Source organism: Roseomonas sp. KE0001 (assembly GCF_016107285.1).
In the GTDB taxonomy this organism is placed as follows: Bacteria; Pseudomonadota; Alphaproteobacteria; order Acetobacterales; family Acetobacteraceae; genus Pseudoroseomonas.
This window is the reverse complement of sequence record NZ_RCVQ01000002.1, coordinates 343,408-369,436: the sequence shown is the minus strand read 5'-3', so window position 1 is coordinate 369,436 and position 26,029 is coordinate 343,408. Positions and strand designations below refer to the sequence as shown.

The window sequence follows — 26,029 nt, the reverse complement described above, 5'->3', positions numbered from 1 at the left end:
GGGGGGGCCGAGGCGGGGCGCGGCCGGCCCCGCCTTACTCGGCCTTGATGCCCGCCTCGCGCGCCACCCGGCGCCATTCCGCCAGCTCCTCCTCGACCCGGTGGCCCAGCTCGGCGCCGCTCTGGCGGCGGACGAAGCCGCCCTGCTCCGTCACGCGCCGCTGGTAGTCCGGCTCCTGCGTCACCGCCTCGATCGCCCCGACCAGCCGGCGCGCCTTGTCCTCCGGCAGCCGGGCCGGGGCGAAGACGGCGAACCAGGCCAGGCTGAGGAAGCCCGGCAGGCCGGCCTCGGCCATGGTCGGCACCTCCGGCAGGGCGGGATGGCGCGTCTCGGCGGCGATGGCCAGGGCGCGGAGCTTGCCCTCGCGCACGAAGGGCATCAGCGGCGGCGGGGTGGTCAGGAAGACCTGCACCCGGCCCGCGATCAGGTCCTGGATCGCCGGCCCGGTGCCGCGATAGGAGACATGGGTCATCTCGATCCCCTCGCGCTGCTTCAGCAGCTCGGTGCCCAGGTGCTGGATCGAGCCATTGCCGGCCGAGGCGTAGTTGAGCTGGCCGGGATGCGCCTTGGCATGGGCCACCAGCTCCGCCATGTCCTTCGCCGGGACGGAAGGATGCGTGAAGACCGCCTGCGGCGCCTCCATCAGCAGGCTGAGCGGCGTGAAGTCCTTCACCACGTCATAGCCGAGGTCCGGAATGATGGCCGGGGTGCCGACGTGATAGCCCGCGTACTGGACCAGCAGCGTGGCGCCGTCCGGCTGGGCCCGGGCCACCGCCCCGGTGGCCAGCGCGCCATTGGCGCCACCGCGGTTCTCCACCACCACGGGCTGGCCCAGGCGGCGCGACAATGGCTCGGCCAGCAGGCGCCCCGCGAAGTCGGTGCTGCCGCCCGGGGCGGTCGGCACCAGCAGGGTGATGCTGTTCCCCTGGGCCCGGGCCAGGCGCGGCATGGCGAGCGGGAGCAGGGCGGCTGGCGCGGCGCCGAGCAGCAGGCGGCGGGTCGGGGTCATCTCCTGGAGGCTCCTCGGAATTGTTTTGCCCGCAGGATGCCAGCCGCCGCTTCTCTTCGCCAGATGGCCGGATGGCCCCCGCGCCTGGCCCTTCTCGCCGCGGGACGGAGGGATTCCTTTCCCCCCGACCCCGTTCCGGGCTAAAGCCCCGCGCATCATGCTCCCCCGTATCGCGATCATCGGCCGGCCCAACGTCGGCAAGTCCACGCTGTTCAACCGCCTCGCCGGCCGCCGGCTGGCCCTCGTGGACGACACGCCCGGCGTCACCCGTGACCGCAAGGAGGTCGTGGCGCGGCTCGGCGGCCGCGACGTGCTGCTGCTCGACACCGCCGGGCTGGAGGAGGCGCCGCCCGACACCGTCGCCGGCCGCATGCGCGCCAGCTCCGAGGTCGCGGTGCGGCAGGCCGATCTGGTGCTCTTCGTCATCGACGCGCGGGCGGGGCTCACCCCCTCCGACCGCGCCTTCGCCGCCTGGCTGCGCCGCCAGCCGGCGCCGGTGCTGCTGGTCGCCAACAAGACCGAGGGGCGCGGCGGCGGCCTGGCGGCGATGGAGGCCTACGAGCTGGGCCTCGGCGACCCCGTGGCGATCTCGGCCGAGCATGGCGAGGGCATCGCCGACCTCTACACCACCGCCGCCGCCATGCTGCCGGAGGAGGAGGACCCCGAGGCGCGCGACCGTGAGCGGCCGCTCCGGCTGGCCATCGTCGGCCGCCCGAACGCCGGCAAGTCCACCCTGCTGAACGCCCTGCTGGGCGAGGAGCGGATGATCACCGGCCCCGAGCCCGGCCTGACCCGCGACGCCGTGGCGGTGGAATGGGAGGACGAGGTGGGCCGCGTCCGCCTCGTCGACACCGCCGGGATGCGCAAGAAGGCGCGCATCAGCGAGAGCCTGGAGCAGATGTCGGTCGGCGCCACCATCGGCGCGCTGAAGGAGGCCGAGGTGGCGGTGCTGGTGCTCGACGCCCTGCTGGGGATGGACGAGCAGGACCTCCGCATCGCCCGGCTGGCCGAGCGCGAGGGCCGCGCCGTGGTCATCGCCCTCAACAAGTGGGACGCGGTGGAGGACCGCCCGGCCAACCGCCGCGCGCTGGACGACGTGCTCACCGCCTCCCTGGCGCAGCTCAAGGGCATCAGCGTCGTGCCGCTCTCGGCCATGACCGGCAAGGGCGTGAACCGGCTGATGCCGGCGGTGCGCGAGGTGATGGAGCGCTGGAACCGGCGCATCCCGACCGGCGAGCTGAACCGCTGGTTCGAGGCCGCCGTCGCCCGCCACACGCCGCCGCTGGCCGATGGCCGCCGCATCAAGCTGCGCTACGCCACCATGCCCAAGGCGCGGCCGCCCACGCTCGCGGTCTTCGGCCCGCGGGCCGAGGACCTGCCGGAGGACTATCGCCGCTATCTGGTGAACAGCTTCCGCGAGGCCTTCGACATGCCCGGCGTTCCGGTCCGGCTGCACGCGCGCGGCGGCAAGAACCCCTTCGTCGAGGACTGAGGCCGCCGCTACCGGGGCGCCGCTACCGCGCCGCCAGGTATTCGAAGGTGTCCTCGCCCCGCGGCACGATGCCCTCCACATGCCGGCGGTGCCAGAGCGCGTGGAACAGCAGGTGCCAGGCGGCGAAGCCCTCGCGCTTGCCGGCCGCCGCCCGGAACAGCGCCACCACCTTCTCGGGCCGGGCGATCTCCTCCACGCCCGGCTGCGCCGCCACCAGCGGCCCCAGCCGCTCCGCCGCGCCGGCGATCCAGGCGCCGACCGGCACGGTGAAGCCCTGCTTCGGCCGGTGCGGCTTGGCGGCCGGGAAGTGCCGCGCCAGCCATTCGCGCAGCAGCCACTTGCCGGCCCCCTTGCGCACCTTCAGCCCATCCGGCAGGCGGAAGCAGGCCTCGGCGACACCGGGATCGAGGAAGGGGGTGCGGCCCTCGACGCCATGCGCCATCAGGCAGCGGTCGAGCTTCAGCAGCAGGTCGTTGGGCAGCCAGTCGGCGATGTCGAGCGCCTGCGCCGCCATCAGCCGGCTGCGGCCCGGCAGGGCGGCGGCGGCCTCGGCGGCGGCGATGCCGTCCCGCCAGCCGGTCGGCGGCCGGCGCAGCACGTCCAGCCGGTCGAAGGCGCCCCGGGTGCGCGGCGCCTTGCCGCCCAGCCACCAGGGCCGCATGGCGGCGCGGTAGCGGCCGTAGCCGCCCAGGATCTCGTCGCCGCCCTCGCCGGAGAGCACCACCTTCACCTCCTGCCGCGCCCGGCGCGCCAGGAACCATGTCGGGATGATGGCGTAGTCGGCCGCCGGGTCGTCCATCCCGGCGACGATCTCCGGCAGGTGACGCCAGACATCGGCCTCGCCCACCATCACCGTCCGGTGCCGCGCGCCGGCGGCGCGGGCCAGGCCGGCGGCGCGCTCGCGCTCGTCGGCCGCGCCCTTCACGTCGAAGCCGGCGGTGAAGGCGGTGACCGGCGCGGTGTTCAGCCGCGCCATCATCGCCAGCACGGCGGCGCTGTCGGTGCCGCCGGAGAGGAACATGCCGTAGGGCACGTCGCTCCGCTGGTGCAGCGCCACGCTGTCCTGGAAGGCGGCGTCGAAGCGCGCCAGCGCCTCGGCCTCGCCGATCGCCTCGGGCCCGCCTTCCGGCAGGGCGGGGCGGAGGCGGCGCTCCAGCACGCGCCCCTCGGCGATGGCGATGGTCTCGCCCGGCAGCACCCGGTGAATGCCCTCGAAGATGGTCTCGGCGCCGGTGGTGAACTGCATCTGGAGAAGCTCGTTCCGCGCCTCGGCGCGCAGCCGCGGCGCCACCAGCCCGGCGGCGATCAGCGCCTGCGGCTCGGAGGCGAAGGCGATGCCGCCCATCGCCTCGGCGGTGTAGAGCGGCTTGATGCCGAAGGGATCGCGCGCCAGCACCACCTGCCGCGCCGCGCGGTCATGGATGGCCAGGGCGTACATGCCGCGCAGCCCCTCGGCGAAGGCCATCCCGTCCCGGCGGAAGAGGTGCAGCGGCGGCTCGCAGTCGCTGCCGGTGGCGCAAACCAGGGCGTTCTCGTCGCGCAGTTCGCGGTAGTTGTAGATCTCGCCGTTGCCGACCAGCGCCGCCGGCCCGGCGAAGAGCGGCTGGTCGCCGGTCGCCAGGTCGATGATGGCGAGCCGGGTATGCGCCAGCGCCACATTGGCGGCGACGTGATGCCCCGCCCCGTCCGGGCCGCGATGCGCCAGCGCCGCCGTCAGCCGCTGCAGCAGGGCCGCGTCCGGGACATGTCCCGGCTTCAGGATCAGGCCGGCAATGCCACACATAGGGATCCCCGTTTCGTCGTCACCCCGCCGGGGCATCCGGTCGCGCGGGCGCGGCGCCGGAGGCCGGCCGCCGCTCCACCTGTTGCAGGAAGCCGCGCCATCGCGCAAGCACGGGCGCCGCGGCGAAGTCCGCGTCATAGGCGGCGCGGCCGGCCTCGGCCAGCGCGGCGCGGCGGCCGGGATCGGCCAGCAGGCCGGCGATGGCGCGGCCCAGGGCGGCGGGCGATTCCTTCGGCACCAGCAGGCCGGTCTCGCCCTCGCGGATCAGCTCGGAGGGGCCCTGCGCGGCCACCGCCACCACCGGCCGGCCGGCGCTCCAGGCCTCCAGCACCATGTTCCCCAGCGGCTCGTGGCGGGAGGAACAGACGAAGACGTCGCAGGCGGCGAGCAGCGCCCCGGCATCCTGCCGCCAGCCCAGGAAGCGCACCCGCCCGGCCACGCCCAGCTCCCGCGCCAGCGACTCCAGCGCCGCCCGCTCCGGCCCCTCCCCGGCGATCGCCAGCACCGCGCCGGGCACCTCCGGCAGGGCGCGCAGCAGGATATCGAAGCCCTTGTTGCGGTGCAGCCGGCCGAGTGCCAGGAGGCGCGGCCGCTGTGGCGGCAGGTCCAGCTCCGCCGGCAGGGCGCCGCGCATGTCGTCGACGAAATTCGGCAGGTAGTGCACCCGCTCCGCCGGCCAGCCCTGCGCCGCGATCCAGCGCGCCAGGTCCCGCGTGTTGCCCACCAGATGGTCGCAATGGCGGTAGTACCTCAGGTCGTAGTAGCCGCCGAGCCGGCCGACCAGGGTCCAGGGGCCGCGCGGGGTGAAGCGGGTGCCCCGGTTCATCCAGGAGACCACGACCCGCGGCGCGAAACCGCGCAGGGCGAGGCGCAGGCGCGGCCGCGTCATCCAGTCGAGCCACCAGTTGCCGAAGCGGAGCTGCAAGGGTGTCAGGCCCTGGACCGTCAGCCGCGCGGCCCGCGCCGGATCGCGGCGGATCACCGGCAGCACCGCGTCCCCGGCGCCGTGCAGCGCGAGCGTCAGCCGCTCGTAGAAGCCCTCGGCGCCGCCCATCGCCGCGCCGGCCATGACCTGGGCGACGCGCAACGGCGCCCCGCCGGTCATGCCGCCCCGCCGCAGCGGCGCAGCAGGCCGGTGGCGGCCTCCAGCGCATCCCGCACCGGCAGGGCCTCCATCGGCGCCTGGCCCGGCGCGCCGCGCGCCAGCACCGGCCCGGCGCAGCGTCCGGTCGGGGCGTACTCGCTCGCCGGGGTGGGGCCGAAGAGGCCGAGCGTCGGCGTCCCGGCGGCGGCCGAGAGGTGCATCAGCCCGGAATCATTGCCGATGAAGAGGCGGCAGCGGGACAGGACGGCCGCCGCCTCGGGCAGGCTCAACCGCCCCACCAGATCGACCGCGCCGGGCAGGGCGGCCAGCACCGGCGCCGCCATGGCCGCCTCCGTCCCGCCGGGCCCGGCCAGCACCACCGGCCGGGCGCCCGGCAGGGGTCCGCCGGGCGCCGCCAGGGCCTGGAACAGCTGCACGAAGCGTTCCGCCGGCCAGACCTTGCCCGCCCAGTTGGCGCTGGGGCCGAGGGCGAGCAGCGGCGCCGCGCCCGCCCCCCCGCCCGCCGCCCCGCCGGGGGAGGACAGCAGGGCGGCAGCGCGGGCCTCGTCCGCCGCGTCGAACCAGGCGACCGGCGGCGGCGGCGGGTCGAGGTCGAGCACCGCCGCCAGATGGCCGAGCCGGTGCCCCGCCCGCCGGCCGCCGCGCATCACCGCGCGCCGCCGCGCCCGCACCATCCAGGACAGGGCCGAGCCGCGCAGGTCCACCACCAGATCCCAGCTCTGCCCGATCACCTGCCGCCAGAGCGACAGCCAGTGCCGGGAGAAGCTCTGCTTGGTGAGGACGATGGTGGCCTCCCTGTTCGGCATGCGGGTGAAGATGCCCTCCGCCGCCGGACCGCAGGCGATGGTGATCCGCGCGGCGGGATACTGCCGCAGCAGATGGTCGAGCAGGCCGGTGGAGAGCACCGCATCCCCGATCCGGGTGGCGGTCACGAAGAGGATGCGCATGGGATCGTGTTCATGTGTCCGGCGCGCGCTTAGCACGCCGGACGCGGATCGCCGAAGGGGCCTGCGTCCCGGGGCGCGAATCCATCCCCGCGCTTGTCCGCCGCCGCCGACGCGCCCAATTGGAGGGCATGCCCATCGCTCCCCTCCCCGACCGCGCCCCGATCGAGATCTCCGGCGAGGACCGCGTCGCCTTCCTGCAAGGCCTGGTCTCCAACGATGTCGCGCAGGCGGCGCCGGGCCGCGCCGTCTGGTCGGCGCTGCTGACGCCCCAGGGCAAGTGGCTGGCGGATTTCTTCGTGCTGAGCGACGGCGGCCGGCTTCTGCTGGACGCCGAGGCCGCGCAGGCGGAGATGCTGCTGCAGAAGCTCTCCCGCTTCCGCCTGCGCTCCAGGGTGGCGCTGGCACCGGCCGCGGGGCTCGCGGTCTTCGTCGGCTGGGGCGATTCGCCGATGCCCTCCGGGCTCGCCGCGCCCGATCCGCGCCTGGCCGGCGCCGGCTGGCGCGCCCTTCTGCCGCCCGGCGCCCTGGCCGCCGATGCCGGGCCGGAGGATTATGACAGGCACCGCCTGGCCCTCGGCCTGCCCGACGGCTCGCGCGACCTGGAGAGCGAGAAGACCGTGCTGCTGGAGGCCGGGTTCGACGAGCTGTCCGGCGTCTCCTGGAGCAAGGGCTGCTACATGGGGCAGGAGCTGACCGCCCGGACGAAGTATCGCGGCCTGCTGAAGAAGCGCCTCTTCCCCGTCACCGTCGAGGGCCCGCTCCCCGCCCCCGGCACGCCCATCCTGCGCGACGGCGCCGAGGTCGGCGAGATGCGGTCGGGCGCGGCGGGACGCGGGCTGGCGCTGATCCGCCTGGCCGTGCCGCAGGGGGAGCCGCTGTCCTGCGGCGAGGCGACCCTGCGCGCCTCGGTGCCGGAGTGGATGGCCCTGCCGGGCCGCGCCGGATAGGGCGGCGCTGAAAGGCCCCGCGGCGGCACTGCCGCCGCAAGGAGGCACCGAAAAGCCCCGGGGCGGCACCGCCGCCCCGGGTGGTGGCGTCACGCCGTCCGGTCGGAGCCGCCCGCCAGCGCCGCCTGTGCTGCGGCGAGTCGTGCGACGGGGACGCGGTAGGGGGAGCAGGAGACGTAGTCGAGGCCGACGCTCTCGCAGAACTGGATGGAGGCCGGGTCGCCGCCGTGCTCGCCGCAGATGCCGAGCTTGAGGCCTGGCCTGGCGCCGCGGCCCTTCTCGCTGGCGATCTCGACCAGCGCGCCGACGCCCTCGGGGTCGATCGAGACGAAGGGGTCCTTCGGCAGGATGCCCTTCTCGACGTAGTAGGGCAGGAACTTGCCGGCATCGTCGCGCGACAGGCCGAAGACGGTCTGCGTCAGGTCGTTGGTGCCGAAGGAGAAGAAGTCGGCGACACCGGCGATGGCATCGGCCGTCAGCGCCGCGCGCGGCAGCTCGATCATGGTGCCGACCAGGTACTCGATGGTGGTGCCGCTCTCGGCGAACACCTCCTTCGCCACCTTGTCCACCTGGGCGCGGGTCAGCTCCAGCTCCTTCCGCATGCCGACGAGCGGGATCATGATCTCCGGCACCGGCGCGCGGCCCGTCTCCCGGGCGGTGGCGACGGCGGCCTCGAAGATGGCGCGCGCCTGCATCTCGTAGATCTCGGGATAGGTCACGCCGAGGCGGCAGCCGCGATGGCCGAGCATCGGATTGGCCTCGGAGAGATCGGCCGCGCGGCGCTTCATGGCGGCGAGGTCGGCGCCGAGGCCGGCCGCCACCTCGGCCAGCTCCTCCTCCTTGTGGGGGAGGAACTCGTGCAGCGGCGGATCGAGCAGGCGGATCGTCACCGGCAGGCCGGCCATGATGCGGAACAGCTCGATGAAGTCCTTGCGCTGGAAGGGCAGCAGCTTGGCCAGCGCGTCGCGCCGCCCGCCCTCGCTCTCCGACATGATCATCTGCCGCACGGCGCCGATGCGCTCGGGATCGAAGAACATGTGCTCGGTGCGGCACAGGCCGATGCCCTCGGCGCCGAACTTGCGCGCCGTCTCGGCATCGAGCGGCGTCTCGGCATTGGCCCGCACCTTCATGCGGCGGTGCTGGTCGGCCCAGCCCATCAGCGTCGCAAAGTCGCCCGAGAGCTGCGGCTCCACCATGGCCACGGCGCCCTGGAAGATCTCGCCCGTGGCGCCGTCCAGCGTGATGGTCTCGCCGGCCCGCACGATCCTGCCGCCGGCCGAGAGCTGCTGGCTGTGATAGTCCACCACCACGCCGCCGGCGCCCGCCACGCAGGGCCGGCCCATGCCGCGGGCCACCACCGCCGCGTGGCTGGTCATGCCGCCGCGCGTGGTCAGGATGCCCTTGGCGGCATGCATGCCGTGGATGTCCTCGGGGCTGGTCTCGATCCGCACCAGGATGACGCTCTCGCCCTTGGCGGCGCGCGCCTCGGCCTCGTCGGCGGAGAACACCACCGTACCGCAGGCGGCGCCCGGCGAGGCCGGCAGGCCCTTCGACAGCAGATCGCGGGGGGCCTTGGGATCCAGCGTCGGATGCAGCAGCTGGTCGAGCGAGCTCGGCGCCACGCGCCGCACCGCCTCGGACTCGTCGATCAGCCCCTCGCGCGCCATGTCGACCGCGATCTTCAGGCTGGCCGCCGCGGTGCGCTTGCCGTTGCGGGTCTGCAGCATGTACAGCTTGTTCTGCTGCACGGTGAACTCGATGTCCTGCATGTCCGTGTAGTGCTTCTCGAGCGTCTCGCGCACCCGCACCAGCTCGGCATAGGCCGCCGGCATGGCCTGCTCCATGCTGCGCTCGCCCGGCTTGGCGCGGGCCTCGGACATCGGCTGCGGCGTGCGGATGCCGGCCACCACATCCTCGCCCTGGGCGTTGATGAGATACTCGCCGTAGAAGATGTTCTCGCCCGTGGACGGATCGCGGGTGAAGCATACGCCGGTCGCGCAGTCCTCGCCCATGTTGCCGAAGACCATGGCCTGCACGTTCACCGCCGTGCCCCAGTCGGCCGGAATGTCGTGCAGGCGGCGATAGGTGTTGGCGCGCTGGTTCATCCAGGAGCCGAACACCGCGCCGATCGCGCCCCAGAGCTGCGCCTCGGGCTCCTGCGGGAAGGGCTGGCCCAGCACCTCCTCCACCATCCGCTTGTAGCCGGCGACGACCTGCCGCCAGTCCTCGGCGGTGAGCTCCGTGTCCTCGGTGACACCCTTGTCGAGCTTGGCGTCCTCGATGATCTCCTCGAAGCGGTGGTGATCGACGCCGAGCACCACCGAGCCGTACATCTGGATGAAGCGCCGGTAGCTGTCCCAGGCGAAGCGCGGATCGCCCGAGGCGGCCGCCAGCCCCTCCACCGTGCGGTCGTTCAGGCCGAGGTTCAGCACCGTGTCCATCATCCCCGGCATGGAGACGCGCGCGCCGGAGCGGACCGAGACCAGCAGCGGCTTCGCCTCGTCACCGAAGCGCAGCCCGACCGCCGCCTCGACGCGCGACAGCGCCTCCGCCACCTGGCCCTTCAGCTCGGCCGGATACTGCTTCCCGTGCCGGTAGTAGTAGGTGCAGACCTCGGTGGTGATGGTGAAGCCGGGCGGCACCGGAAGACCGATCGTCGCCATCTCCGCCAGGTTGGCCCCCTTGCCACCTAGCAGGTTCCGCATCTCCGCACCGCCCTCGTTCCGGCCAGCGCCGAAGCCATACACCCACTTCTGCATCTCGGGTCCCTCTAGCCTTCTATCTTGGAAAAGTCTGCCACACGCTCCAGCGCGGCCACCAGCCGGGCCAGCAGGCCGAGGCGGTTGCGGCGCCGTGCCGGGTCGGGGTCGTTCACCACCACCCGGTCGAAGAAGGCATCGACCGGGGCGCGCAGCCGCGCCAGCGCGGCCATGGCCTCGGTGTCCCGCTCCGCCTCCAGCGCCGCGAGCACCGCCGGCAGGGCGGCGTCCAGCGCGGCCGAGAGGGCCCTCTCCTCCTCGGCCACGAAGAGGGCGGGATCGGTCTCGGGCCGGTGCGGCCCGTCCTTCCGGTCCTCGATGCGCAGGATATTGGCGGCGCGGCGGGAGGCGGCCAGCAGGTTGGCACCGTCCTCGCCCTCCAGGAAGGCGCGCAGCGCGGCGGCGCGCGCCAGCAGGCGGACGAGGTCCGCGCCGCCCTGCGCCGCCACCGCCGCCAGCACGTCGTGCCGCTCGCCCTCGGCGCGCAGCTGCACCCGCAGCCGGTCGGCCAGGAAGCCCAGCAGGCCGGCGGCGAAGGCGGCGACCATCGGCGGATGGTCCGATGCCGGATCGGGCCGCCAGCCGGACGTCATCATCTCCTGGGCCACGGCCATGCCGAACTCGGGCTCCGCCGTGGCGCCCACCGCCTGCGGATAGCCGAAGAAGGCCTCGGCGATGGCGTCGGCGAGATCCAGCCGCAGCCCGTTCTCGCGCAGGATGCGAAGGACGCCGAGCGCCGCGCGCCGCAGGGCATAGGGGTCGCCCGAGCCGGTCGGCCGCTCGTCCACGGCGAAGAAGCCGGCGAGCTGGTCCAGCTTGTCGGCCAGCGCCACGGTGATGGCGACGGGCTCGGCCGGGACCGAGTCACCCGGGCCGAGCGGCCGGTAATGCGCCGCGATGGCCTCGGCCACGCGGGCCTCCTCGCCGTCCTTCAGCGCGTAGTAGCGCCCGATGATGCCCTGCAGCTCGGGGAACTCGCCGACCAGCCCGGTGGCGAGGTCGGCCTTGGCCAGCCGCGCGGCGCGGGCGGCGGGCGCCGGCTCGGCGCCGAGCCTTGGCGCCAGCCATTCCGCCAGCCGCGCCAGCCGCGCCACGCGCTGCCCCTGGGTGCCGAGCTTCGCATGGAAGACCACGCTGTCGAGCTTCGGCAGGTAGCTCTCCAGCGCCTGCCTGCGGTCGAGATCCCAGAAGAAGCGGGCATCGGAGAGGCGGGCGCGCAGCACCCGCTCATTGCCGCCGACCACCGCGAGGCCACCATCGCGCGCGGCGATGTTGGAGACGACGCCGAAGAAGGGCGCCGCCGCGCCATCCGGCCGGCGCAGGGCGAAGTAGCGCTGGTTCACCCGCATGGTGGTGCGCATCAGTTCGGCCGGCAGGTCCATGAAGGCCTCGTCAATGCGGCCGAGCAGCGGCACCGGCCACTCGACCAGGCCCGCCACCTCCGCCACCAGCCCCTCATCCGGCACCACCTCGACCCCCTGCGCCGCGGCCAGCGCCGCGATGCCGTCCCGCACCCGCGCCGCGCGCTCGGCGGGGTCGATAACCACGTATCGCGCCGCGAGTTTCGTCGCATAATCCGAGAAATCCACCACCTGTACCTCGCCCGGCGAGAGGATGCGATGGCCCTCCGTCCGGTCCGAGGCGGCGAGGCCGTGCCCGTCATCCTCGCCCTGGGCCAGGGTGAAGGGCACCACGGCGCCGCCGAAGAGGCAGAGGATGCGCTTCAGCGGCCGCACCCAGATGAAATCGCTGCTGCCGCCCCAGCGCATGGACTTGGGCCAGGGGAAACGGCGCAGCAGGGCGGGGATGATCTCGGCCAGCACCTCCTGCGTCGGCCGGCCGGGGCGGCGGATGACGGCGTAGAGATAGGCGGCGCCCTTCACCTCGCGCGTCTCCAGCTGGTCCTGGCGCAGGCCGGTGGCGCGCAGGAAGCCCTCCAGCGCCGGGCCGGCGGCACCGGCCCGCGGGCCGCGCCGCTCCTCCTCGACCGCCGCCGTCCCCGCCGGCAGCTCGGCCACCAGCGTCAGGCGGCGCGGACCATAAAGGGTGCGCAGCCCCTCCGCGGGCAGGCCGGCCCCCTTCAGCGCCTCGCCCATCAGCCGCGCCAGATCCTCGGCCGCGCGCGCCTGCATGCGGGCGGGGATTTCCTCGGAGAAGAGTTCGAGCAGAAGTTCGGGCATCGGGGGCCTTGGCGGGAAAAGGGGCCGGAGCGGAGTCTCGGCGCCGAATCAGGCGCCGGCGTGGCAGTCTCGGGCGGGCGGCCTCAGCCGCCGAGCCAGGTCTCGCAGCAGGATCTGGCCAGGGCGCGCACCCGGCCGATGTAGCTGGCGCGCTCGGTCACCGAGATGGCGCCGCGCGCGTCGAGCAGGTTGAAGGCGTGGCTCGCCTTGATGCACTGGTCATAGGCCGGCAGGGCGAGGCGCTTCTCCACCAGGGCGGCGCATTCGGCCTCGGCGTCCCGGAAGTGCTGGAACAGCAGCGCCGTGTCGGCGAATTCGAAGTTGAAGGCGCTGTACTCCCGCTCGGCGCGCAGGAAGACATCGCCATAGGTGACGCCCTCGCCGTTGAAGTCGAGGTCATAGACGTTCTCGACGCCCTGGATGTACATCGCCAGCCGCTCCAGGCCGTAGGTCAGCTCGGCGCAGGGCTTGTCCACCGGGATGCCGCCGACCTGCTGGAAGTAGGTGAACTGCGTCACCTCCATGCCATCGCACCAGACCTCCCAGCCGAGGCCCCAGGCCCCCAGCGTCGGGCTCTCCCAGTCATCCTCGACGAAGCGGATGTCGTGCAGCGCGGGGTCGATGCCGAGCGCCCGGTAGCTCTCGATCAGCAGGGCCTGCGGGTCGGCCGGGCTCGGCTTCAGGATCACCTGGTACTGGTAGTAGTGCTGCAGCCGGTTCGGGTTCTCGCCATAGCGCCCGTCGGCCGGGCGGCGGGAGGGCTGCACATAGGCCGCCTTCCAGGGCTTCGGCCCGAGCGCCCGCAGGGTGGTGGCGGGATGGAAGGTGCCGGCGCCCATCTCCATGTCGTAGGGCTGCAGGATCACGCAGCCCCGCGCCGCCCAGAAGCGGTGCAGCGTCAGGATGATGTCCTGGAAACTGAGGGGTTTGGTCCGGTTCGGCGTCTCGGTCATCATCCAGGGTCTTGGGCTTGCGGCCGTGTTATGCGCCGCACCATAAGACCCGCCCCACACCCCCGCAAGGAAGGGCACAGGCCATGGCCGCCAGCGAAACCGTGATCCGCAGCTACTATGACGCCTTCAACGCCGGGGATGTCGAGGGCATGCTGGCGCTGCTGACCGAGGATGTGCTGCACGACATCAACCAGGGCGCCCGCGAAGTGGGCAAGGCGGCGTTCCGCGCCTTCCTGCTGCGCATGGCGGCGCACTACCGCGAGGAGCTGCGCGACATCGTGGTGATGTCCGGCGAGGGCGGCCGCCGCGCCGCCAGCGAGTTCATCGTGCACGGCACCTACCTGGCGACCGATGCCGGGCTGCCGGAGGCGCGGGGCCAGACCTACGTGCTGCCGGCCGGCGCCTTCTTCGATCTGCGGGACGGGCTGATCGCCCGGGTCAGCAACTACTACAACCTGGCCGACTGGATCGCCCAGGTCGGCGACTAGGCCGGGGGGGCCCCGCCCCGGTCAGGCCAGGAAGTCCGGGCTCTCCCGCGTCAGGATGCGGCGGACGCTGTCGAGGTGCAGCCGGGCGCTGTCGGCCCGGCCGGCGGCCTCCTGCGCGGCCACGCGGCGCGCCACCTCCTCCGGCACCGGCTTCAGCGCCCGGCCGGAGGACATGGCGAGAAGCTGCGCCTGCGCCGCCCGCTCCAGGTAGTAGAGGTCGTCCCAGGCCTCGGCGATCGTCTCCGCCACCACCATGACGCCGTGGTTCTTCATGAAGACGATGTCGGCCTCGCCCAGGCTGCCGGCGATGCGGTCGCCCTCGCGCGAGTCGAGCGCCAGGCCGTTATAGTCCTCGTCCACCGCGGTGCGGCCGTAGAAGCGCAGCGCCGTCTGCCCCGCCCAGACCAGCGGCTCGCCCTCCAACATGGCCAGCGCGGTCGCGTGCGGCATGTGGGTGTGGAAGGCGACCCGCGCGCGGGGCTTCAGGGCGTGGATGCGGGCGTGGATGTAGAAGGCCGTCGCCTCCGGCTGGCCCTGGCCTTCCACCACGTTGCCGTCGAAATCGCAGACCAGCAGGCTGGAGGCGGTCACCTCGGCGAAGGACAGGCCGTGGGGATTGACCAGGAACAGATCCGGCCGTCCCGGCACCACGGCGGAGAAGTGATTGCAGATGCCCTCCTGCAGGCCGAGCCGCGCCGCCATGCGGAAGCAGGCGGCGAGATCGACCCGCGCCCGCCGCAGCGCCTCCGCCTCCGGCGGGTGGTTGTGCGCCAGGCTCGGCACCGGGGCGGAGGAGGCGGCGAGGGAATGGGCCATGACTGCGACATCCTCGGGCGGCTGGAAGGGGGTGAAGGCCGGCAGATTGCGGCCGGTGCCGGCCGGGCGCAACCGGGCTCGGCCAAGGGGGAGCCTTCGGCCAGAGGAGGCTTAGCCAGGGGCGATGCTCTCGCGGATGAAGCCGATCAGCGGCTCGACCAGCTGGCTCTGCCCGGTCGCGTCGCCGAACACCGCCATCTCCGCGACGCCCAGGGCCGGCAGGCCGTGATGCTCGGTCAGGCCCTCGGGCAGACCGGAACGGCCGAGCACGGTGACGGCGAGGCCGGCCTGCGCCGCCGCCGCCACGCCGAGCAGGCTGGCGGAGACATAGACCACCTCGAACTCCATCCCGGCCCGCGCCAGGGCGGCCAGGGCGCGGTCGCGGAACATGCAGCCCTGCGGCAGCATGGCCACCGGCAGCGGCCGCCCCTCGGGCGGTGCCCAGCCCGGCGCCGCGACCCAGACGATCGGCTCGGTCCAGATCGGCCGCCCCTCGGTCTCGCCATCCCGCCGCTTGCCCAGCACCAGATCGAGCTCGCCCCGCTCCTGCGCCGCGCGCAGCTCGTGGCTGCGGCCGACCTCGATCTCCAGCGCCAGCTCGGGAAAGGTGCGGGCGAAGCGGGCCAGGATGGGCGCCAGGTTGCGCGGCACGAAATGATCGGCGACGCCGAGGCGCAGGCGGCCGGCCACCGGCGGCGCGATCATCCGCCGTACCGCCTCGTCGTTCAGCGCCAGCATGCGGCGGGCATAGGCGAGCAGCGTCTCGCCCTCGCGCGTGAGCGCGATGCTGCGGCTGGTGCGCTCCAGCACGCGCTTCTGCAGCAGTTCCTCCAGACGCTTCACCTTCAGGCTGACGGCGGATTGCGTCAGGCCGAGCGCGGCGGCGCCGGCGGTGAAGCCGCCGCGCTCGGCCACCTGGACGAAGCAGCGCAACAGGTCGAGGTCGAGATCGGGCAGGCGCATGGGCGGAGGCTAGAGCAGATCCGGCCCGGAGGGAATTCTCTCCCCGGCGGAAGACATCCGCCAAAACAAGGGACTAGGGCGAAGATCCGGGCTCGGGCGAGGCGGGGGCGGCCTGCGCCGCGTCGTAGCGCCGCTGGGCCGCCAGCACCGCCCCGATATGGCTCTCCGCCCAGTCGCGTAGGGAATCGAGCGTGGCGGCCAGGGTGCGCCCCAACGGCGTCGCGGCGTATTCCACCGTCACCGGCACGGTGGGGAACACATGCCGCGACACCAACCCGTCCCGCTCCAGCCGCCGCAGCGTCTGCGACAGCACCTTCTGCGAGATCCCGGTGCGCCGGCGCAGCGTGGCGAAGCGCGTCGGCGCCGCCGCCAGCGTGACCAGGAGCATCACGGTCCATTTGTCGGCGATCCGGTCGAGCACGAGCCGGGTCGGGCATCGCGGATCGTAGAGGTCACCCTGCATGGGGCGGTTTCCTCGGGGTAACGCGGTGCGTCCAAGGTGCCTTCTTTACAGCACCTCACCGCAGGTTATCTGGTTTCCATCAGATACCACGGCGAAGGGACAGACCGCCATGCACATCGCCCTCATCGGCGCCTCCGGCCAGGCCGGCGCCCGCATCCTCCAGGAACTGGCGCGGCGCGGCCATTCCGTCACCGCCATCGCCCGCGATCCCGCCCGCATCGCCGCCGCCCCGGGCGTGACGGCCGTGGCCGGGGACCTGTTCGATCAGGCGGCGCTGGCCGAGCGGCTGGCCGGTAACGCGGCCGTCATCAGCGCGGTGCATTTCACGGCCAGCGATCCGGAGAAGCTGATCGGGGCCGTCCGGCAGGCCGGCGTGCCGCGCTATCTGGTGGTGGGGGGCGCCGGCAGCCTGGAGGTGGCGCCCGGCAAGCGCCTGCTGGACAGCCCCGACTTCCCCGCCGCCTACCGCGCCGAGGCCGAGGGCGGCGCCGCCTTCCTGACCCGGCTGCGGCAGGAGAAGGCGCTGGACTGGACTTTCCTCTCCCCCTCCGCCGACTTCCATGCCGGCGAACGCACCGGGCGCTTCCGCCTCGGCACCGACCAGCTCCTCGTGGCGGCGGACGGCCGCAGCCACATCAGCTTCGAGGACTTCGCCGTGGCCCTGGTGGATGAGGTGGAGGCGCCGCGCCACAGCCGGGCGCGCTTCACCGTCGGCTACTAGAGCGGATCCCGATCAGGGGAAGCGCCTGATCGGGTGGGGATGCCCGCAAAACAACGGGGCCGGCCGGAGCCGGCCCCGGAAGAGGGGTCAGATATCCTCCTCGAAGCCGCCATCCTCGTAGCCCGGATCGTCGGCATAGCCGCCCTGATCCTCCGCCGGCGTGGCGTCCTGCCCCCAGCCGGAGGAATCGGCGGCCGGCACGGCGTCCTGCTGGCCCGGATCGGTCCACGGGCTGGAGGCCGGCACCGCCTCCTCGGCGAAGGCGCCGGCCGCATCCGTGGCCTGGGTGGCGGCCTCGGCCGCGCCCCCCGAGAAGGCGCCCATCAGCATGTTCCCGAGCACCATGCCGCCCGCGACACCCGCCGCCGTGGTCAGCGCCGAGCCGAGGAAGCCCGAGCCGCGGCCCTGCTGCATCATGCCCGGGTTCATGGGCTGCGGCGGCTGAACCGGCTGCGGGCGCGGCGTCATCGGCACCGGGCGCTGCTGCTGCTGGCCGCCGCCGAACATGCCGCCGAACAGCCCGCCCCGGCCCTGCGGCTGCTGCTGCGCCGCCTGGGCCTGGCGCTCGCTGTTCTCCAGCTGCCACTCCAGCTCCTGGATGCGGTTCTGCGCCTGCACCAGGGCGTGCTCCTGCACGAAGGCCGTCTGCGTCAGGCGGTAGCGCGCCTCCGGGTAGCGGGCGAACAGGTCAGCGATCAGCCGATCAGACTCGGGATCGACCGGCGGCAGGGGCGGGCGGGACTGGGTGGCCGGCACGCTGCTGCCGCCCCAGGGCGAGGCCGCCGGCTGCGAAGCGGAGACCCCCGCCATGCGCTCGACGAAGGCGGTGATGATGCGGCGTTCTTCTTCGGTCATATCAGATCCCCGGACGGGGCCTTTCCCAGACTAGGTTGCCTCGCGCGCCACCCGACCCGCAGGGGGACCGGCGCATGGCGAGCACGCCATGCGTGTGGCGCGGTGCTGGCATCTGGACCACCCGCCACCGTCTTTCAAGGCCGCGTTAAATTCCGGCCATGTTTTGTCACGCAAATCTCTCGCCGGCTGCCGATCGCTACGCGCGGCGAAGCCCCAGCCGGCCGAACTCGATCACCGGGCAACGGTCCATGACCGCGATCAGCCCCGCCTGCCGGGCCCGCTCCGCCGCCGCCGTGTCGACGACGCCGAGCTGCATCCAGACCACCCGCGCGCCCTGCGCGATGGCCTCGTCCACCACCGCCCCGGCCTCCTCGCTGCGGCGGAAGATGTCCACCATCTCCAGGGGCCCCGCCGCCTCCAGCGAGGGCGCGACGGTGGCGCCGTGCAGGCTCTGCCCGGCCAGGCCCGGATTGACCGGCACCACCGCATAGCCCTGCCGGACCAGGAAGCCGGTGACCTCGTGCGAGGGCCGCGCCGGATTGGCCGAGGCGCCGACCACGGCGATGTGCCGGGTGTTCAGCAGGATGTCGCGGATGGTGTCGTCGCTCAGCCCGTCGATGCTCATGGGAACCTCCGTGTGCCTTCGGGGGCAACGCCGGGCCGGGCGGAAGGGTTCCCCCCCCGGCCCGGCGTCCGGAGAGGGCGCCCCGGGCCGGTCAGTACAGCACGACGCCGCGAATGCTCTCGCCCCGCGTCATCAGGTCGAAGCCCTCGTTGATCTTGTCCAGGGGCATTGTGTGGGTGATCAGGTCGTCGATGTTGATCCTGCCGTCCATGTACCAGTCGACGATCCTCGGCACGTCGGTCCGCCCGCGCGCGCCGCCGAAGGCGGAGCCGATCCAGCGCCGGCCGGTGACGAGCTGGAAGGGGCGGGTGCTGATCTCCTGCCCCGCCGCCGCGACGCCGATGATGGTGGAGACACCCCAGCCCTTGTGGCAGCACTCCAGCGCCTGGCGCATCAGCGTGGTGTTGCCGACGCATTCGAAGCTGTAGTCGGCGCCGCCCTTGGTCAGCTCGACCAGGTGCCCCACCAGGTCGCCCTTCACCGCCTTCGGATTGACGAAGTGGGTCATGCCGAACTTGCGGGCGATGGCCTCGCGCTCCGGGTTGATGTCCACGCCGACGATCATGTCGGCGCCGACCATCTTCGCGCCCTGGATGACATTCAGGCCGATGCCGCCCAGGCCGAACACCACGACATTGGCGCCCGCCTCCACCTTGGCGGTGAACAGCACGGCGCCGAGGCCGGTCGTGACGCCGCAGCCGATGTAGCAGACCTTGTCGAAGGGCGCGTCCTCGCGGATCTTCGCCAGCGCGATCTCGGGGACCACCGTGTGGTTCGCGAAGGTCGAGGTGCCCATGTAGTGGTGGATGGGCTTGCCGTTGCAGGAGAAGCGGCTGGTGCCGTCCGGCATCTGCCCGCGGCCCTGGGTGACGCGGATCTTCTGGCAGAGATTGGTCTTGCGGCTGAGGCAGTAGTCGCACTCGCGGCATTCCGGCGTGTAGAGCGGAATGACGTGGTCGCCCTTCCTGAGCGATTTCACGCCCGGGCCGACATCCACGACGATGCCGGCGCCCTCATGGCCCAGGATGCTGGGGAAGATGCCTTCCGGGTCGGCGCCGGAGAGGGTGTACTTGTCGGTGTGGCACAGGCCGGTGGCCTTGATCTCCACCAGCACCTCGCCCTCGCGCGGGCCTTCCAGGTCCACCTCCTCGATGGACAGCGGCTTGCCGGCCTCCCAGGCAACGGCGGCGCGGGTCTTCATGGGCGGATCTCCTCGGGCTTCGGCCGGAGCGGCGCGCCGCTCCCTCGGTCCGGAAACTGGCATGCCGGGCGGACGCGGAAAAGGCCGGCGCGCCGCGACGCCGCCGGCGGGCCGGGCCCAGGGCCCGGGATCCCGGGGCCAACGATCCTTTGCCTTGACCGGCGCGGTGCGGGGAGGCGAAAGCGTTGGGAATGCCCTTCCCCTTCCTCAGCCGCCAGCCCCGCGTGGCGGTCGTCCGGCTCTCCGGCCTCATCGCCGCGCGTGGCGGTCTGCTGCCCGGCGGCGGCCTCAGCCTCGAGAGCGTCGGGCCGGTGCTGGAGCGCGCCTTCGGCCTGAAGCGCCTGGCCGGCGTGGTGCTGGCGATCAACTCGCCCGGCGGCTCGCCGGTGCAGTCGAGCCTCATCGCCCACCGCATCCGGCAACTGGCCAACCAGCACCGCGTGCCGGTCATCGCCTGCTGCGAGGATGCCGCCGCCTCGGGCGGCTACTGGCTGGCCTGCGCGGCGGAGGAGATCGTCGCCGATCCCTCCAGCATCGTCGGCTCGATCGGCGTCGTCTCCGCGGGCTTCGGGCTCGAGACGCTGGCGGCGAAGCTCGGCGTCGAGCGGCGACTGGCCACGGCGGGCGGGCAGAAATCCTTCCTCGACCCCTTCCGGCCGGTGGAGGACTGGCAGCGCGAGCGGCTGCAGGAGCTGCTCGACGCGCTGCATGCCGAGTTCAAGGCCTGGGTGCACGAGCGCCGCGGCACCCGGCTGAAGGCCCCGGAGGCGGAGCTGTTCAACGGCCGCTTCTGGACCGGGCGCCAGGCCCTGCCGCTCGGCCTGGTCGATCGCCTGGGCGACGCCCGGGGCGAGATCCGGCGCCGCTTCGGCGAGAAGGTGCAGGTGGTGTCGCTAGGCCAGCGGCGCCCGCCCCTGCCGCTGCGCCTGCTGCGCGGCGCCGCCGCGGAGGCGGTCGCCGGGCTGGAGGAGCGCGCGGCCTGGGCGCGGATCGGCCTCTGAGCCGCCCATGCTTGACAGGGGGCCACCCCGGGGTGGCAATCCCCGTCAGCGCAGAGGAGGCCCGGATGGACCAGCAGAGCACCCTTTCCCCCGCCACGGCGGAGGACCCCCGCCTGGAACGGCTGGCCGGGATCGCCGTGCGGGTCGGGCTGGGCGGGCTGAAGCCGGGGCAGGAGCTGCTGATGACCGCGCCGGTCGAGGCGCTGCCGCTGGTCCGGCTGATCACCGAGGCGGCCTACAGGGCCGGCGCCTCGCTGGTGACGACGCTGTTCTCCGACGACCAGTCGGCCCTGGCCCGCTACCGACTCGCCACCGATGACAGTTTCGACGTGGCGCCGGGCTGGATGTACGAGGCCATGGCGGCGGCCTTCCGCGGCGGCGCGGCGCGCCTCGCGGTGGTGGGCGAGGACCCGAACCTGCTGGCCGCCCAGGACCCGGAGAAGGTGGCGCGCGCCAACCGCGCCCGCTCCAAGGCGTACCGGCCGGCGCTGGAGCTGATCACCGCCTCGGCCATCAACTGGACGTTGGTGCCCTACGCCACCCAGGCCTGGGCCCGCGCCGTCTTCCCCGACCTCGCGCCCCACGAGGCGCAGGCGAGGCTCTGGGAGGCTGTCTACAGCAGCACCCGCGTCGACCGACCCGACCCCGAGGCCGAGTGGGCGCGCCACAACGCCGCGCTGATGGAGCGGCGCCGGATGCTCGACGCCCAGCGCTTCCGCGCCCTGCACTTCAGGGGCCCGGGCACCGACCTGCGGGTGGGCCTGGCCGACGGGCACAGCTGGATGGGCGGCAGTTCGAAGGCGCGCAACGGCATCACCGGCAATCCCAACATCCCGACCGAGGAGGTCTTCACCACGCCGCACGCGGCGATGACGGAAGGCACGGTCGCCGCCACCAAGCCGCTGGCCCATGCCGGCACGCTGATCCGCGACATCCGCGTCCGCTTCGAGGGCGGGCGGATCGTCGAGGCGCATGCCGGCACGGGCGAGGCGGTGCTGAACCGGCTGATCTCGACCGACGAGGGCGCGCGGCGGCTGGGCGAGGTGGCGCTGGTGCCGCATTCCTCGCCGATCTCGCAAAGCGGCCTGCTGTTCTTCAACACGCTGTTCGACGAGAACGCCGCCTGCCACATCGCCCTCGGCCAGGCCTACAAGAAGTGCTTCACCGATTCCGAGAGCATGACGGACGAGCAGTTCACGGCGCGGGGCGGCAATTCCTCGCTGATCCATGTGGACTGGATGATCGGCTCGGCCGAGACGGACCTCGACGGCATCGGCTTCGACGGTCAGGCCGTGCCGCTGATGCGGAAGGGCGAGTGGGTCTGACCTGACGCCGGCGCGCATCCCGATCCGGCGATTCCACCGGATCGGGATCCACTCTAGCGCGGCGCGCGCGCCGGATTGCCGACGACCGTCGCGCCCGGCGGCACGTCCCGCGTCACCACGCTGCCGGCGCCGATCACCGCATCGTCGCCCACCGTGACGCCGGGCAGCAGGATGGCGCCGCCGCCGATCCAGACATTGGCGCCGATCCGCACGGGGCGGCCGAACTCCAGCCCGCTGCGCCGCGCCTCCGGCTCGCGCGGGTGGTCGGCCGTGTAGATCTGCACCGCCGGCCCGATCTGCGTGCCCTCGCCGATGCTGACCGCGACGACATCGAGGATGACGCAGTTGAAGTTGAGGAAGGCGCCGGCGCCGATGCTGATGTTGTAGCCGTAGTCGCAATGGAAGGGCGCGCGGATCACCGCCCCCTCCCCCACCGCCGCCAGCCGCTCGCGCAGCAGCGCGCCCCGGGCGGCGGGATCGGCGAAGGCGGCGTTGTAGCGCGCCATCCAGTCCCGCGCCGCCGCGGCGTCGGCCTGAATCTCCGCATCGCCCGCATGGTAGAGGGCGCCGGACAGCATCTTCTGCTTCTCGGTCAAGGCCACGCTTCAGCTTCCTTCCCGTTGGAGAGGAAGCTTAGCGAGAGGCGCGTGGAATGCCCATGCGGGGCGAGGCCGGAGGGGGCCATGCGCCTTCCCCCCCGCCCCCTGTCCCCTTCCGCTACAGCATCGCCGCGACCGCCTTGGTCTCGGTGTAGAGCTCGATCGCCTCGTAGCCCATCTCGCGGCCCCAGCCGGACTGCTTGTAGCCGCCGAAGGGCAGCGCGACGTCGTTGAAGTTGTGCACGTTGATCCAGACGGAACCCGCCTTGATCCTGCGCGCCATCCTGTGGGCGATGCCGATGTCGCGCGTCCAGATGCTGGCGGCCAGGCCGTAGGCGGTGTTGTTGGCCTCGCGCGCGATGCGCTCCAGGTCGTCGTCGTTGAACGGCATGGCGCAGACGACGGGGCCGAAGATCTCCTCCTTCACCACCGACATCTCCGGCGTCGTCTTCGCCAGCACGGTGGGCTTGATGAAATAGCCCTCGTTGCCGTGCCGCTCGCCGCCCGTCACCACCTCGGCCCCGGCCTGCTTGCCGGCGGCGAGATAGCCGCTGACGCGGTCGAACTGCTCCTGCGAGACCAGCGGGCCGATCCGCGTCTCCGGCTCCAGCCCGTGGCCGATGCGCCACTTGCCGGCCTCGTCCGCCAAGCCCGACATCATCCTGTCGAAGATGCGCTCATGCACGAAGAGGCGCGAGCCCGCCGTGCAGCACTGGCCCATGTTGAAGAAGATGCCGGTGGCGGCACCGGGGATGGCGACGGAAAGGTCGGCGTCGGGGAACACCACGGCCGGCGACTTGCCGCCCAGCTCCAGGCTCACCTTCTTCAGGTTGCCCGCCGCCGCCTTGACGATCAGCTTGCCGACCTCGGTCGAGCCGGTGAAGGCCACCTTGTCCACGTCCGGATGCGCCGCCAGCGCCGCGCCCGGCGTGCCGTCGCCCGTCACCACGTTCACCACGCCCGGCGGGAAGCCCGCCTCCTCGATCAGCTCGCCCAGGCGGATCGCCGTCAGCGGCGTCTGCTCGGCCGGCTTCAGCACGATGGTGCAGCCGGCGGCGAGCGCGGGCGCGATCTTCCATGCCGCCATCATGAAGGGGAAGTTCCAGGGGATGATCTGCCCGACCACGCCGACCGGCTCGCGGATGCTGTAGGCGTGCCACTCGCCGGGCGCCGAGAGCGGGATCTGCTGGCCGGTGATCTTGGTGCACCAGCCGGCCATGTAGCGCAGCAGCTCGGCCGAGAAGGGCACGTCGACGGCGCGCGCGTCGCTGATCGGCTTGCCGTTGTCGAGGGATTCGAGCTGCGCCAGTTCCTCGGCGTGCCGCTCGATGACCTCGGCCAGCTTCCAGACCAGCTTGCCGCGCTCGGTCGGCTTCATCCGCGGCCAGGGGCCGTCCTCGAAAGCCTTGCGCGCGGCGCGCACGGCGGCGTCGATATCCTCGGCCCCACCCTCGGCGACGGTGGCGATCTGCTGGCCATTGGCGGGGTCATGGACGGGGAAGGTCTTGCCGGATCGGGCATCGACCCATTGCCCGCCGATCAGCAGCTTGTGCCGGCGGGCGATGAAGGCGCGGGCCTCGGCGCCGAGGCGGCCGTGGGCGGTGGCGGCATCCATGGCGGTGTCCTCCTGTTCGTTGTGTTTATTTGAGCATAGCGAGCCGTTCCTGGCCGAGTCCAGCCCGGCGCCGGCGCATCATGTTAATGCGTCTCATTCTCAGATTACAACCTCGCCACCCCGCCCCCGCGCGGTTTGACAGCCTCCCGGACGGGGCGCAGCCTGACCGGCCGGGTCCGCCTCGTCCGCCGCCCGTGCCCCGCCCATGCGGCAAGGGCGGGACGGCGCGCGCGGCGGGCCCGAACCTCCGAGTCCCGTCCAAGGAAGATCCGACATGCCCCCCGCGGGCCCTGACACCACCCCGCGGCCGGACCGCGCCGCGCCCGACCGAGACTGGCGCATCATCGGCCTCATCGGCACCGGCCACTTCCTGTCGCACTTCTACATGCTGTGCCTGGCGCCGCTCTTCCCGATCTGGCGCGACGAGTTCGGCGTCTCCTATGCCGCGCTCGGCCTGTCCGTCGCGCTGATGAGCGCGGTGACGGCGGTGCTGCAGACGCCGGTCGGCTTCCTGGTGGACCGGCACGGCGCGCGGCCCTACCTGATCGGCGGCACGCTGATCATGGCGCTCTCCATCTCCGCCATGGCCTTCGCGCCGAGCTACTGGGTCATTCTCGGCCTCGCGGTGCTGTCCGGCATCGGCAACAGCGTCATCCACCCGGCCGACTACGCCATCCTCGCCGGCTCCATCAACAAGGCGCGCATGGGCCGCGCCTTCGCCATGCACACCTTCACCGGCAATCTCGGCTTTGCCCTGGCGCCCCTGGTGATCGTGGCGCTGGCCGCGACCATGGGCTGGCGCGCCGGGCTGCTGCTGGTCGGCCTGCTCGGCGTGCCGGTGGTGGGCGCCATCCTGTGGCAGAGCCGGGTGCTCTCGGACCAGCCCAAGCCGCGCGCCACGGAAGGCGGCGCCGCCGTGCTGCTCTCGCGCACCATGCTGCTCTTCTTCGCCTTCTTCCTGCTCTCCTCCATGGCGGGTTCGGGCATCCAGGCCTTCCTCATCACCGTGCTGGACACGATGTGGGGCATTCCGGTCGCGGTCGGCTCGATGGCGCTCACCGGCTACATGGCGGGCAATTCCGGCGGCGTGCTGGTGGGCGGCTGGTTCGCCGACCGCTCGCAGCGCCACGCCGCCTTCGTCATCGGCCTGACGCTCTGCTCCATTGTCCTGCTGCTCATGCTGGGCACCATCCCCATCCCCGGCTGGGCCGCCATCGTGCTGGCGCTCGGCGCCGGCTTCGCGCTCGGCGCCAGCCGCACCCCGCGCGACGTGATGGTGAAGGATGCCTCGCCGCCGGGGCAGATCGGCAAGGTCTTCGGCTTCATCTCGGCCGGCCTGCCGCTGGGCGGCGCGCTGACCCCGGTGCCCTTCGGCATGCTGCTCGATGCCGGGCTGACGCACTGGGTGCTGCCGCTGGTGGCGGGGCTGCTGGCGCTCTCGCTGCTGTGCATGGGCACGGCGCGCGGCACCGCCGAGAGCGACAGGGCGCGCCCCCTCCCTGCCGAGTGACCTGCCTTCCGCCTGGCCTTCCGCCTGGCCGCTCGCCTGGCTGCTCGTCGGCCTGAACTGGCTGGGCACCGCCGCCTTCGCCGCGGCGGGCGCCCTCACCGCCTCGCGCAAGCGGCTCGACCCGGTCGGCTTCATCCTGATCGCCGCCGTCACCGCCTTCGGCGGCGGCACGGTGCGGGACGTGCTGCTGGGCCGCCCGGTCGGCTGGCTCACCACGCCCGGCCTGGCGCTGATGGTCGCCGGCATCGCCGTGCTGATCTTCTTCACGGCGCATCTGCTGGAACGGCGCTTCGTGCCGCTGCTCTGGGCCGACGCTCTGGGGCTGTCGGTCTTCGCCGTGCTGGGCGCCGAGGCGGCGCTGATGGAGGGCGCCGGCCCCTGGGCCGCGACGCTGATGGGCATGGCCACCGCCACCTTCGGCGGCGCGCTGCGCGACGTGATCTGCGGCGAGCTGCCGCTCATCCTGCGGCGCGAGATCTACGCCACGGCGGCCGCGCTCGGCGCCGGCGCCTTCGTCCTGCTCACCGCGGCGGGGGCGGACCGCGGCCTCGCCGTCTGCACCGGCCTCGCCCTCGCCTTCGGCCTCCGCGCGGCGGCGATCCGGCGGGGCTGGTCGCTCCCGGCCTACAGGGCGCGGCCGGGCCGCGACTACCCGGACCGGCGCTGAGCCTC

At 73.0% G+C, this 26,029-nt stretch carries 23 protein-coding genes; 8 read left to right on the top strand and 15 right to left on the bottom strand.

The window, feature by feature from the left end:
- Window positions 1-34 precede the first annotated feature (34 nt).
- Window positions 35-1,009: a tripartite tricarboxylate transporter substrate binding protein gene (locus D9598_RS05265; RefSeq protein WP_198365345.1), complete on the bottom strand. Its 975-nt coding sequence runs from the start codon at window positions 1,007-1,009 to the stop codon at window positions 35-37.
- Between the two features lie 157 nt (window positions 1,010-1,166).
- Here D9598_RS05265 and der point away from each other — a divergent pair, with 157 nt between their 5' ends.
- Complete coding sequence (gene der, locus D9598_RS05260; protein ID WP_198365344.1) at window positions 1,167-2,501, top strand: ribosome biogenesis GTPase Der; 1,335 nt, start codon at window positions 1,167-1,169, stop codon at window positions 2,499-2,501.
- Between the two features lie 22 nt (window positions 2,502-2,523).
- Here the strand turns inward: der and asnB are convergent, their stop codons facing one another.
- Genes asnB through D9598_RS05245 form a run of 3 tightly spaced genes read right to left on the bottom strand, consistent with a single transcriptional unit; the run spans window position 2,524 to window position 6,336 of the window.
- The gene (gene asnB / locus D9598_RS05255) at window positions 2,524-4,284 is read right to left on the bottom strand and encodes an asparagine synthase (glutamine-hydrolyzing) (RefSeq protein ID WP_198365343.1); all 1,761 of its coding nucleotides are present in this window, start codon (window positions 4,282-4,284) and stop codon (window positions 2,524-2,526) included.
- Between the two features lie 19 nt (window positions 4,285-4,303).
- Window positions 4,304-5,389, bottom strand: coding sequence for a glycosyltransferase (locus tag D9598_RS05250; RefSeq protein WP_232476911.1), 1,086 nt, complete (start codon window positions 5,387-5,389; stop codon window positions 4,304-4,306).
- A complete protein-coding gene (locus tag D9598_RS05245; protein ID WP_198365342.1) occupies window positions 5,386-6,336 on the bottom strand; it encodes a glycosyltransferase family 9 protein in 951 nt (316 codons plus the stop codon). The genes D9598_RS05250 and D9598_RS05245 overlap by 4 nt, the downstream gene beginning before the upstream one ends.
- 128 nt (window positions 6,337-6,464) lie before the next feature.
- Here D9598_RS05245 and D9598_RS05240 point away from each other — a divergent pair, with 128 nt between their 5' ends.
- Window positions 6,465-7,283 (top strand): folate-binding protein YgfZ, encoded by an 819-nt coding sequence (locus D9598_RS05240; protein ID WP_198365341.1) that lies wholly within the window; start codon window positions 6,465-6,467, stop codon window positions 7,281-7,283.
- An 89-nt stretch (window positions 7,284-7,372) separates the two neighbouring features.
- Here the strand turns inward: D9598_RS05240 and ppdK are convergent, their stop codons facing one another.
- From ppdK to D9598_RS05225, 3 genes are all read right to left on the bottom strand, one after another.
- On the bottom strand, window positions 7,373-10,042 hold the full coding sequence (gene ppdK / locus D9598_RS05235; protein ID WP_198365340.1) for a pyruvate, phosphate dikinase: 2,670 nt from the start codon (window positions 10,040-10,042) through the stop codon (window positions 7,373-7,375).
- 11 nt (window positions 10,043-10,053) lie between these two features.
- Entirely contained in the window at window positions 10,054-12,222 is a 2,169-nt protein-coding gene (gene glyS, locus D9598_RS05230; protein WP_198365339.1) for a glycine--tRNA ligase subunit beta, read from the bottom strand.
- Between the two features lie 83 nt (window positions 12,223-12,305).
- Complete coding sequence (locus D9598_RS05225; RefSeq protein WP_198365338.1) at window positions 12,306-13,175, bottom strand: glycine--tRNA ligase subunit alpha; 870 nt, start codon at window positions 13,173-13,175, stop codon at window positions 12,306-12,308.
- Window positions 13,176-13,258: 83 nt separating this feature from the next.
- Between D9598_RS05225 and D9598_RS05220 the strand changes: the two genes are divergently transcribed.
- Entirely contained in the window at window positions 13,259-13,663 is a 405-nt protein-coding gene (locus D9598_RS05220; protein ID WP_198365337.1) for a ketosteroid isomerase-related protein, read from the top strand.
- A gap of 21 nt (window positions 13,664-13,684) precedes the next feature.
- Here the strand turns inward: D9598_RS05220 and D9598_RS05215 are convergent, their stop codons facing one another.
- The 3 genes from D9598_RS05215 to D9598_RS05205 form a co-directional block, all read right to left on the bottom strand.
- A complete protein-coding gene (locus D9598_RS05215; RefSeq protein ID WP_198365336.1) occupies window positions 13,685-14,479 on the bottom strand; it encodes an aldolase in 795 nt (264 codons plus the stop codon).
- Between the two features lie 111 nt (window positions 14,480-14,590).
- The gene (locus D9598_RS05210; protein ID WP_198365335.1) at window positions 14,591-15,442 is read right to left on the bottom strand and encodes a LysR family transcriptional regulator; all 852 of its coding nucleotides are present in this window, start codon (window positions 15,440-15,442) and stop codon (window positions 14,591-14,593) included.
- Between the two features lie 73 nt (window positions 15,443-15,515).
- Window positions 15,516-15,905, bottom strand: a complete 390-nt coding sequence (locus D9598_RS05205; protein WP_198365334.1) for a helix-turn-helix domain-containing protein — start codon at window positions 15,903-15,905, stop codon at window positions 15,516-15,518.
- A gap of 109 nt (window positions 15,906-16,014) precedes the next feature.
- Here D9598_RS05205 and D9598_RS05200 point away from each other — a divergent pair, with 109 nt between their 5' ends.
- Window positions 16,015-16,626, top strand: coding sequence for an NAD(P)-dependent oxidoreductase (locus tag D9598_RS05200; protein ID WP_198365333.1), 612 nt, complete (start codon window positions 16,015-16,017; stop codon window positions 16,624-16,626).
- An 87-nt stretch (window positions 16,627-16,713) separates the two neighbouring features.
- On the opposite strand, the gene D9598_RS05195 is transcribed toward D9598_RS05200, so the two are convergent.
- The 3 genes from D9598_RS05195 to D9598_RS05185 form a co-directional block, all read right to left on the bottom strand.
- Window positions 16,714-17,481 carry a DUF2076 domain-containing protein gene (locus D9598_RS05195; protein WP_198365332.1) on the bottom strand — a complete coding sequence of 256 codons (768 nt, stop codon included), beginning with the start codon at window positions 17,479-17,481 and terminating at the stop codon, window positions 16,714-16,716.
- A gap of 196 nt (window positions 17,482-17,677) precedes the next feature.
- Window positions 17,678-18,106, bottom strand: coding sequence for a CoA-binding protein (locus D9598_RS05190; protein WP_198365331.1), 429 nt, complete (start codon window positions 18,104-18,106; stop codon window positions 17,678-17,680).
- A 91-nt stretch (window positions 18,107-18,197) separates the two neighbouring features.
- On the bottom strand, window positions 18,198-19,307 hold the full coding sequence (locus D9598_RS05185; RefSeq protein ID WP_198365330.1) for an S-(hydroxymethyl)glutathione dehydrogenase/class III alcohol dehydrogenase: 1,110 nt from the start codon (window positions 19,305-19,307) through the stop codon (window positions 18,198-18,200).
- 191 nt (window positions 19,308-19,498) lie between these two features.
- On the opposite strand from D9598_RS05185, the gene D9598_RS05180 reads away from it, so the two are divergent.
- Together D9598_RS05180 and D9598_RS05175 are read left to right on the top strand one after the other, a co-directional pair.
- On the top strand, window positions 19,499-20,308 hold the full coding sequence (locus D9598_RS05180; protein WP_198365329.1) for a S49 family peptidase: 810 nt from the start codon (window positions 19,499-19,501) through the stop codon (window positions 20,306-20,308).
- A 65-nt stretch (window positions 20,309-20,373) separates the two neighbouring features.
- Window positions 20,374-21,633 carry an aminopeptidase gene (locus tag D9598_RS05175; RefSeq protein WP_198365328.1) on the top strand — a complete coding sequence of 420 codons (1,260 nt, stop codon included), beginning with the start codon at window positions 20,374-20,376 and terminating at the stop codon, window positions 21,631-21,633.
- Window positions 21,634-21,686: 53 nt separating this feature from the next.
- Here D9598_RS05175 and D9598_RS05170 read toward each other — a convergent pair whose 3' ends face one another.
- On the bottom strand, window positions 21,687-22,211 hold the full coding sequence (locus tag D9598_RS05170) for a sugar O-acetyltransferase (RefSeq protein WP_198365577.1): 525 nt from the start codon (window positions 22,209-22,211) through the stop codon (window positions 21,687-21,689).
- Window positions 22,212-22,350: 139 nt separating this feature from the next.
- Window positions 22,351-23,847, bottom strand: coding sequence for an aldehyde dehydrogenase family protein (locus D9598_RS05165; RefSeq protein WP_198365327.1), 1,497 nt, complete (start codon window positions 23,845-23,847; stop codon window positions 22,351-22,353).
- 274 nt (window positions 23,848-24,121) lie between these two features.
- Here D9598_RS05165 and D9598_RS05160 point away from each other — a divergent pair, with 274 nt between their 5' ends.
- Window positions 24,122-25,357: an MFS transporter gene (locus D9598_RS05160; RefSeq protein ID WP_198365326.1), complete on the top strand. Its 1,236-nt coding sequence runs from the start codon at window positions 24,122-24,124 to the stop codon at window positions 25,355-25,357.
- Window positions 25,347-26,024, top strand: coding sequence for a trimeric intracellular cation channel family protein (locus D9598_RS05155; protein WP_370591950.1), 678 nt, complete (start codon window positions 25,347-25,349; stop codon window positions 26,022-26,024). The genes D9598_RS05160 and D9598_RS05155 overlap by 11 nt, the downstream gene beginning before the upstream one ends.
- Window positions 26,025-26,029 lie beyond the last annotated feature (5 nt).

Excerpts from the sequence above, each read along its gene's own strand:
- D9598_RS05265 (WP_198365345.1), bottom strand. The coding sequence starts at position 1,009 with ATGACCCCGACCCGCCGCCTGCTGCTCGGCGCCGCGCCAGCCGCCCTG.
- der (WP_198365344.1), top strand. The coding sequence starts at position 1,167 with ATGCTCCCCCGTATCGCGATCATCGGCCGGCCCAACGTCGGCAAGTCC.
- asnB (WP_198365343.1), bottom strand. The coding sequence starts at position 4,284 with ATGTGTGGCATTGCCGGCCTGATCCTGAAGCCGGGACATGTCCCGGAC.
- D9598_RS05250 (WP_232476911.1), bottom strand. The coding sequence starts at position 5,389 with ATGACCGGCGGGGCGCCGTTGCGCGTCGCCCAGGTCATGGCCGGCGCG.
- D9598_RS05245 (WP_198365342.1), bottom strand. The coding sequence starts at position 6,336 with ATGCGCATCCTCTTCGTGACCGCCACCCGGATCGGGGATGCGGTGCTC.
- D9598_RS05240 (WP_198365341.1), top strand. The coding sequence starts at position 6,465 with ATGCCCATCGCTCCCCTCCCCGACCGCGCCCCGATCGAGATCTCCGGC.
- ppdK (WP_198365340.1), bottom strand. The coding sequence starts at position 10,042 with ATGCAGAAGTGGGTGTATGGCTTCGGCGCTGGCCGGAACGAGGGCGGT.
- glyS (WP_198365339.1), bottom strand. The coding sequence starts at position 12,222 with ATGCCCGAACTTCTGCTCGAACTCTTCTCCGAGGAAATCCCCGCCCGC.
- D9598_RS05225 (WP_198365338.1), bottom strand. The coding sequence starts at position 13,175 with ATGACCGAGACGCCGAACCGGACCAAACCCCTCAGTTTCCAGGACATC.
- D9598_RS05220 (WP_198365337.1), top strand. The coding sequence starts at position 13,259 with ATGGCCGCCAGCGAAACCGTGATCCGCAGCTACTATGACGCCTTCAAC.
- D9598_RS05215 (WP_198365336.1), bottom strand. The coding sequence starts at position 14,479 with ATGGCCCATTCCCTCGCCGCCTCCTCCGCCCCGGTGCCGAGCCTGGCG.
- D9598_RS05210 (WP_198365335.1), bottom strand. The coding sequence starts at position 15,442 with ATGCGCCTGCCCGATCTCGACCTCGACCTGTTGCGCTGCTTCGTCCAG.
- D9598_RS05205 (WP_198365334.1), bottom strand. The coding sequence starts at position 15,905 with ATGCAGGGTGACCTCTACGATCCGCGATGCCCGACCCGGCTCGTGCTC.
- D9598_RS05200 (WP_198365333.1), top strand. The coding sequence starts at position 16,015 with ATGCACATCGCCCTCATCGGCGCCTCCGGCCAGGCCGGCGCCCGCATC.
- D9598_RS05195 (WP_198365332.1), bottom strand. The coding sequence starts at position 17,481 with ATGACCGAAGAAGAACGCCGCATCATCACCGCCTTCGTCGAGCGCATG.
- D9598_RS05190 (WP_198365331.1), bottom strand. The coding sequence starts at position 18,106 with ATGAGCATCGACGGGCTGAGCGACGACACCATCCGCGACATCCTGCTG.
- D9598_RS05185 (WP_198365330.1), bottom strand. The coding sequence starts at position 19,307 with ATGAAGACCCGCGCCGCCGTTGCCTGGGAGGCCGGCAAGCCGCTGTCC.
- D9598_RS05180 (WP_198365329.1), top strand. The coding sequence starts at position 19,499 with ATGCCCTTCCCCTTCCTCAGCCGCCAGCCCCGCGTGGCGGTCGTCCGG.
- D9598_RS05175 (WP_198365328.1), top strand. The coding sequence starts at position 20,374 with ATGGACCAGCAGAGCACCCTTTCCCCCGCCACGGCGGAGGACCCCCGC.
- D9598_RS05170 (WP_198365577.1), bottom strand. The coding sequence starts at position 22,211 with ATGCTGTCCGGCGCCCTCTACCATGCGGGCGATGCGGAGATTCAGGCC.
- D9598_RS05165 (WP_198365327.1), bottom strand. The coding sequence starts at position 23,847 with ATGGATGCCGCCACCGCCCACGGCCGCCTCGGCGCCGAGGCCCGCGCC.
- D9598_RS05160 (WP_198365326.1), top strand. The coding sequence starts at position 24,122 with ATGCCCCCCGCGGGCCCTGACACCACCCCGCGGCCGGACCGCGCCGCG.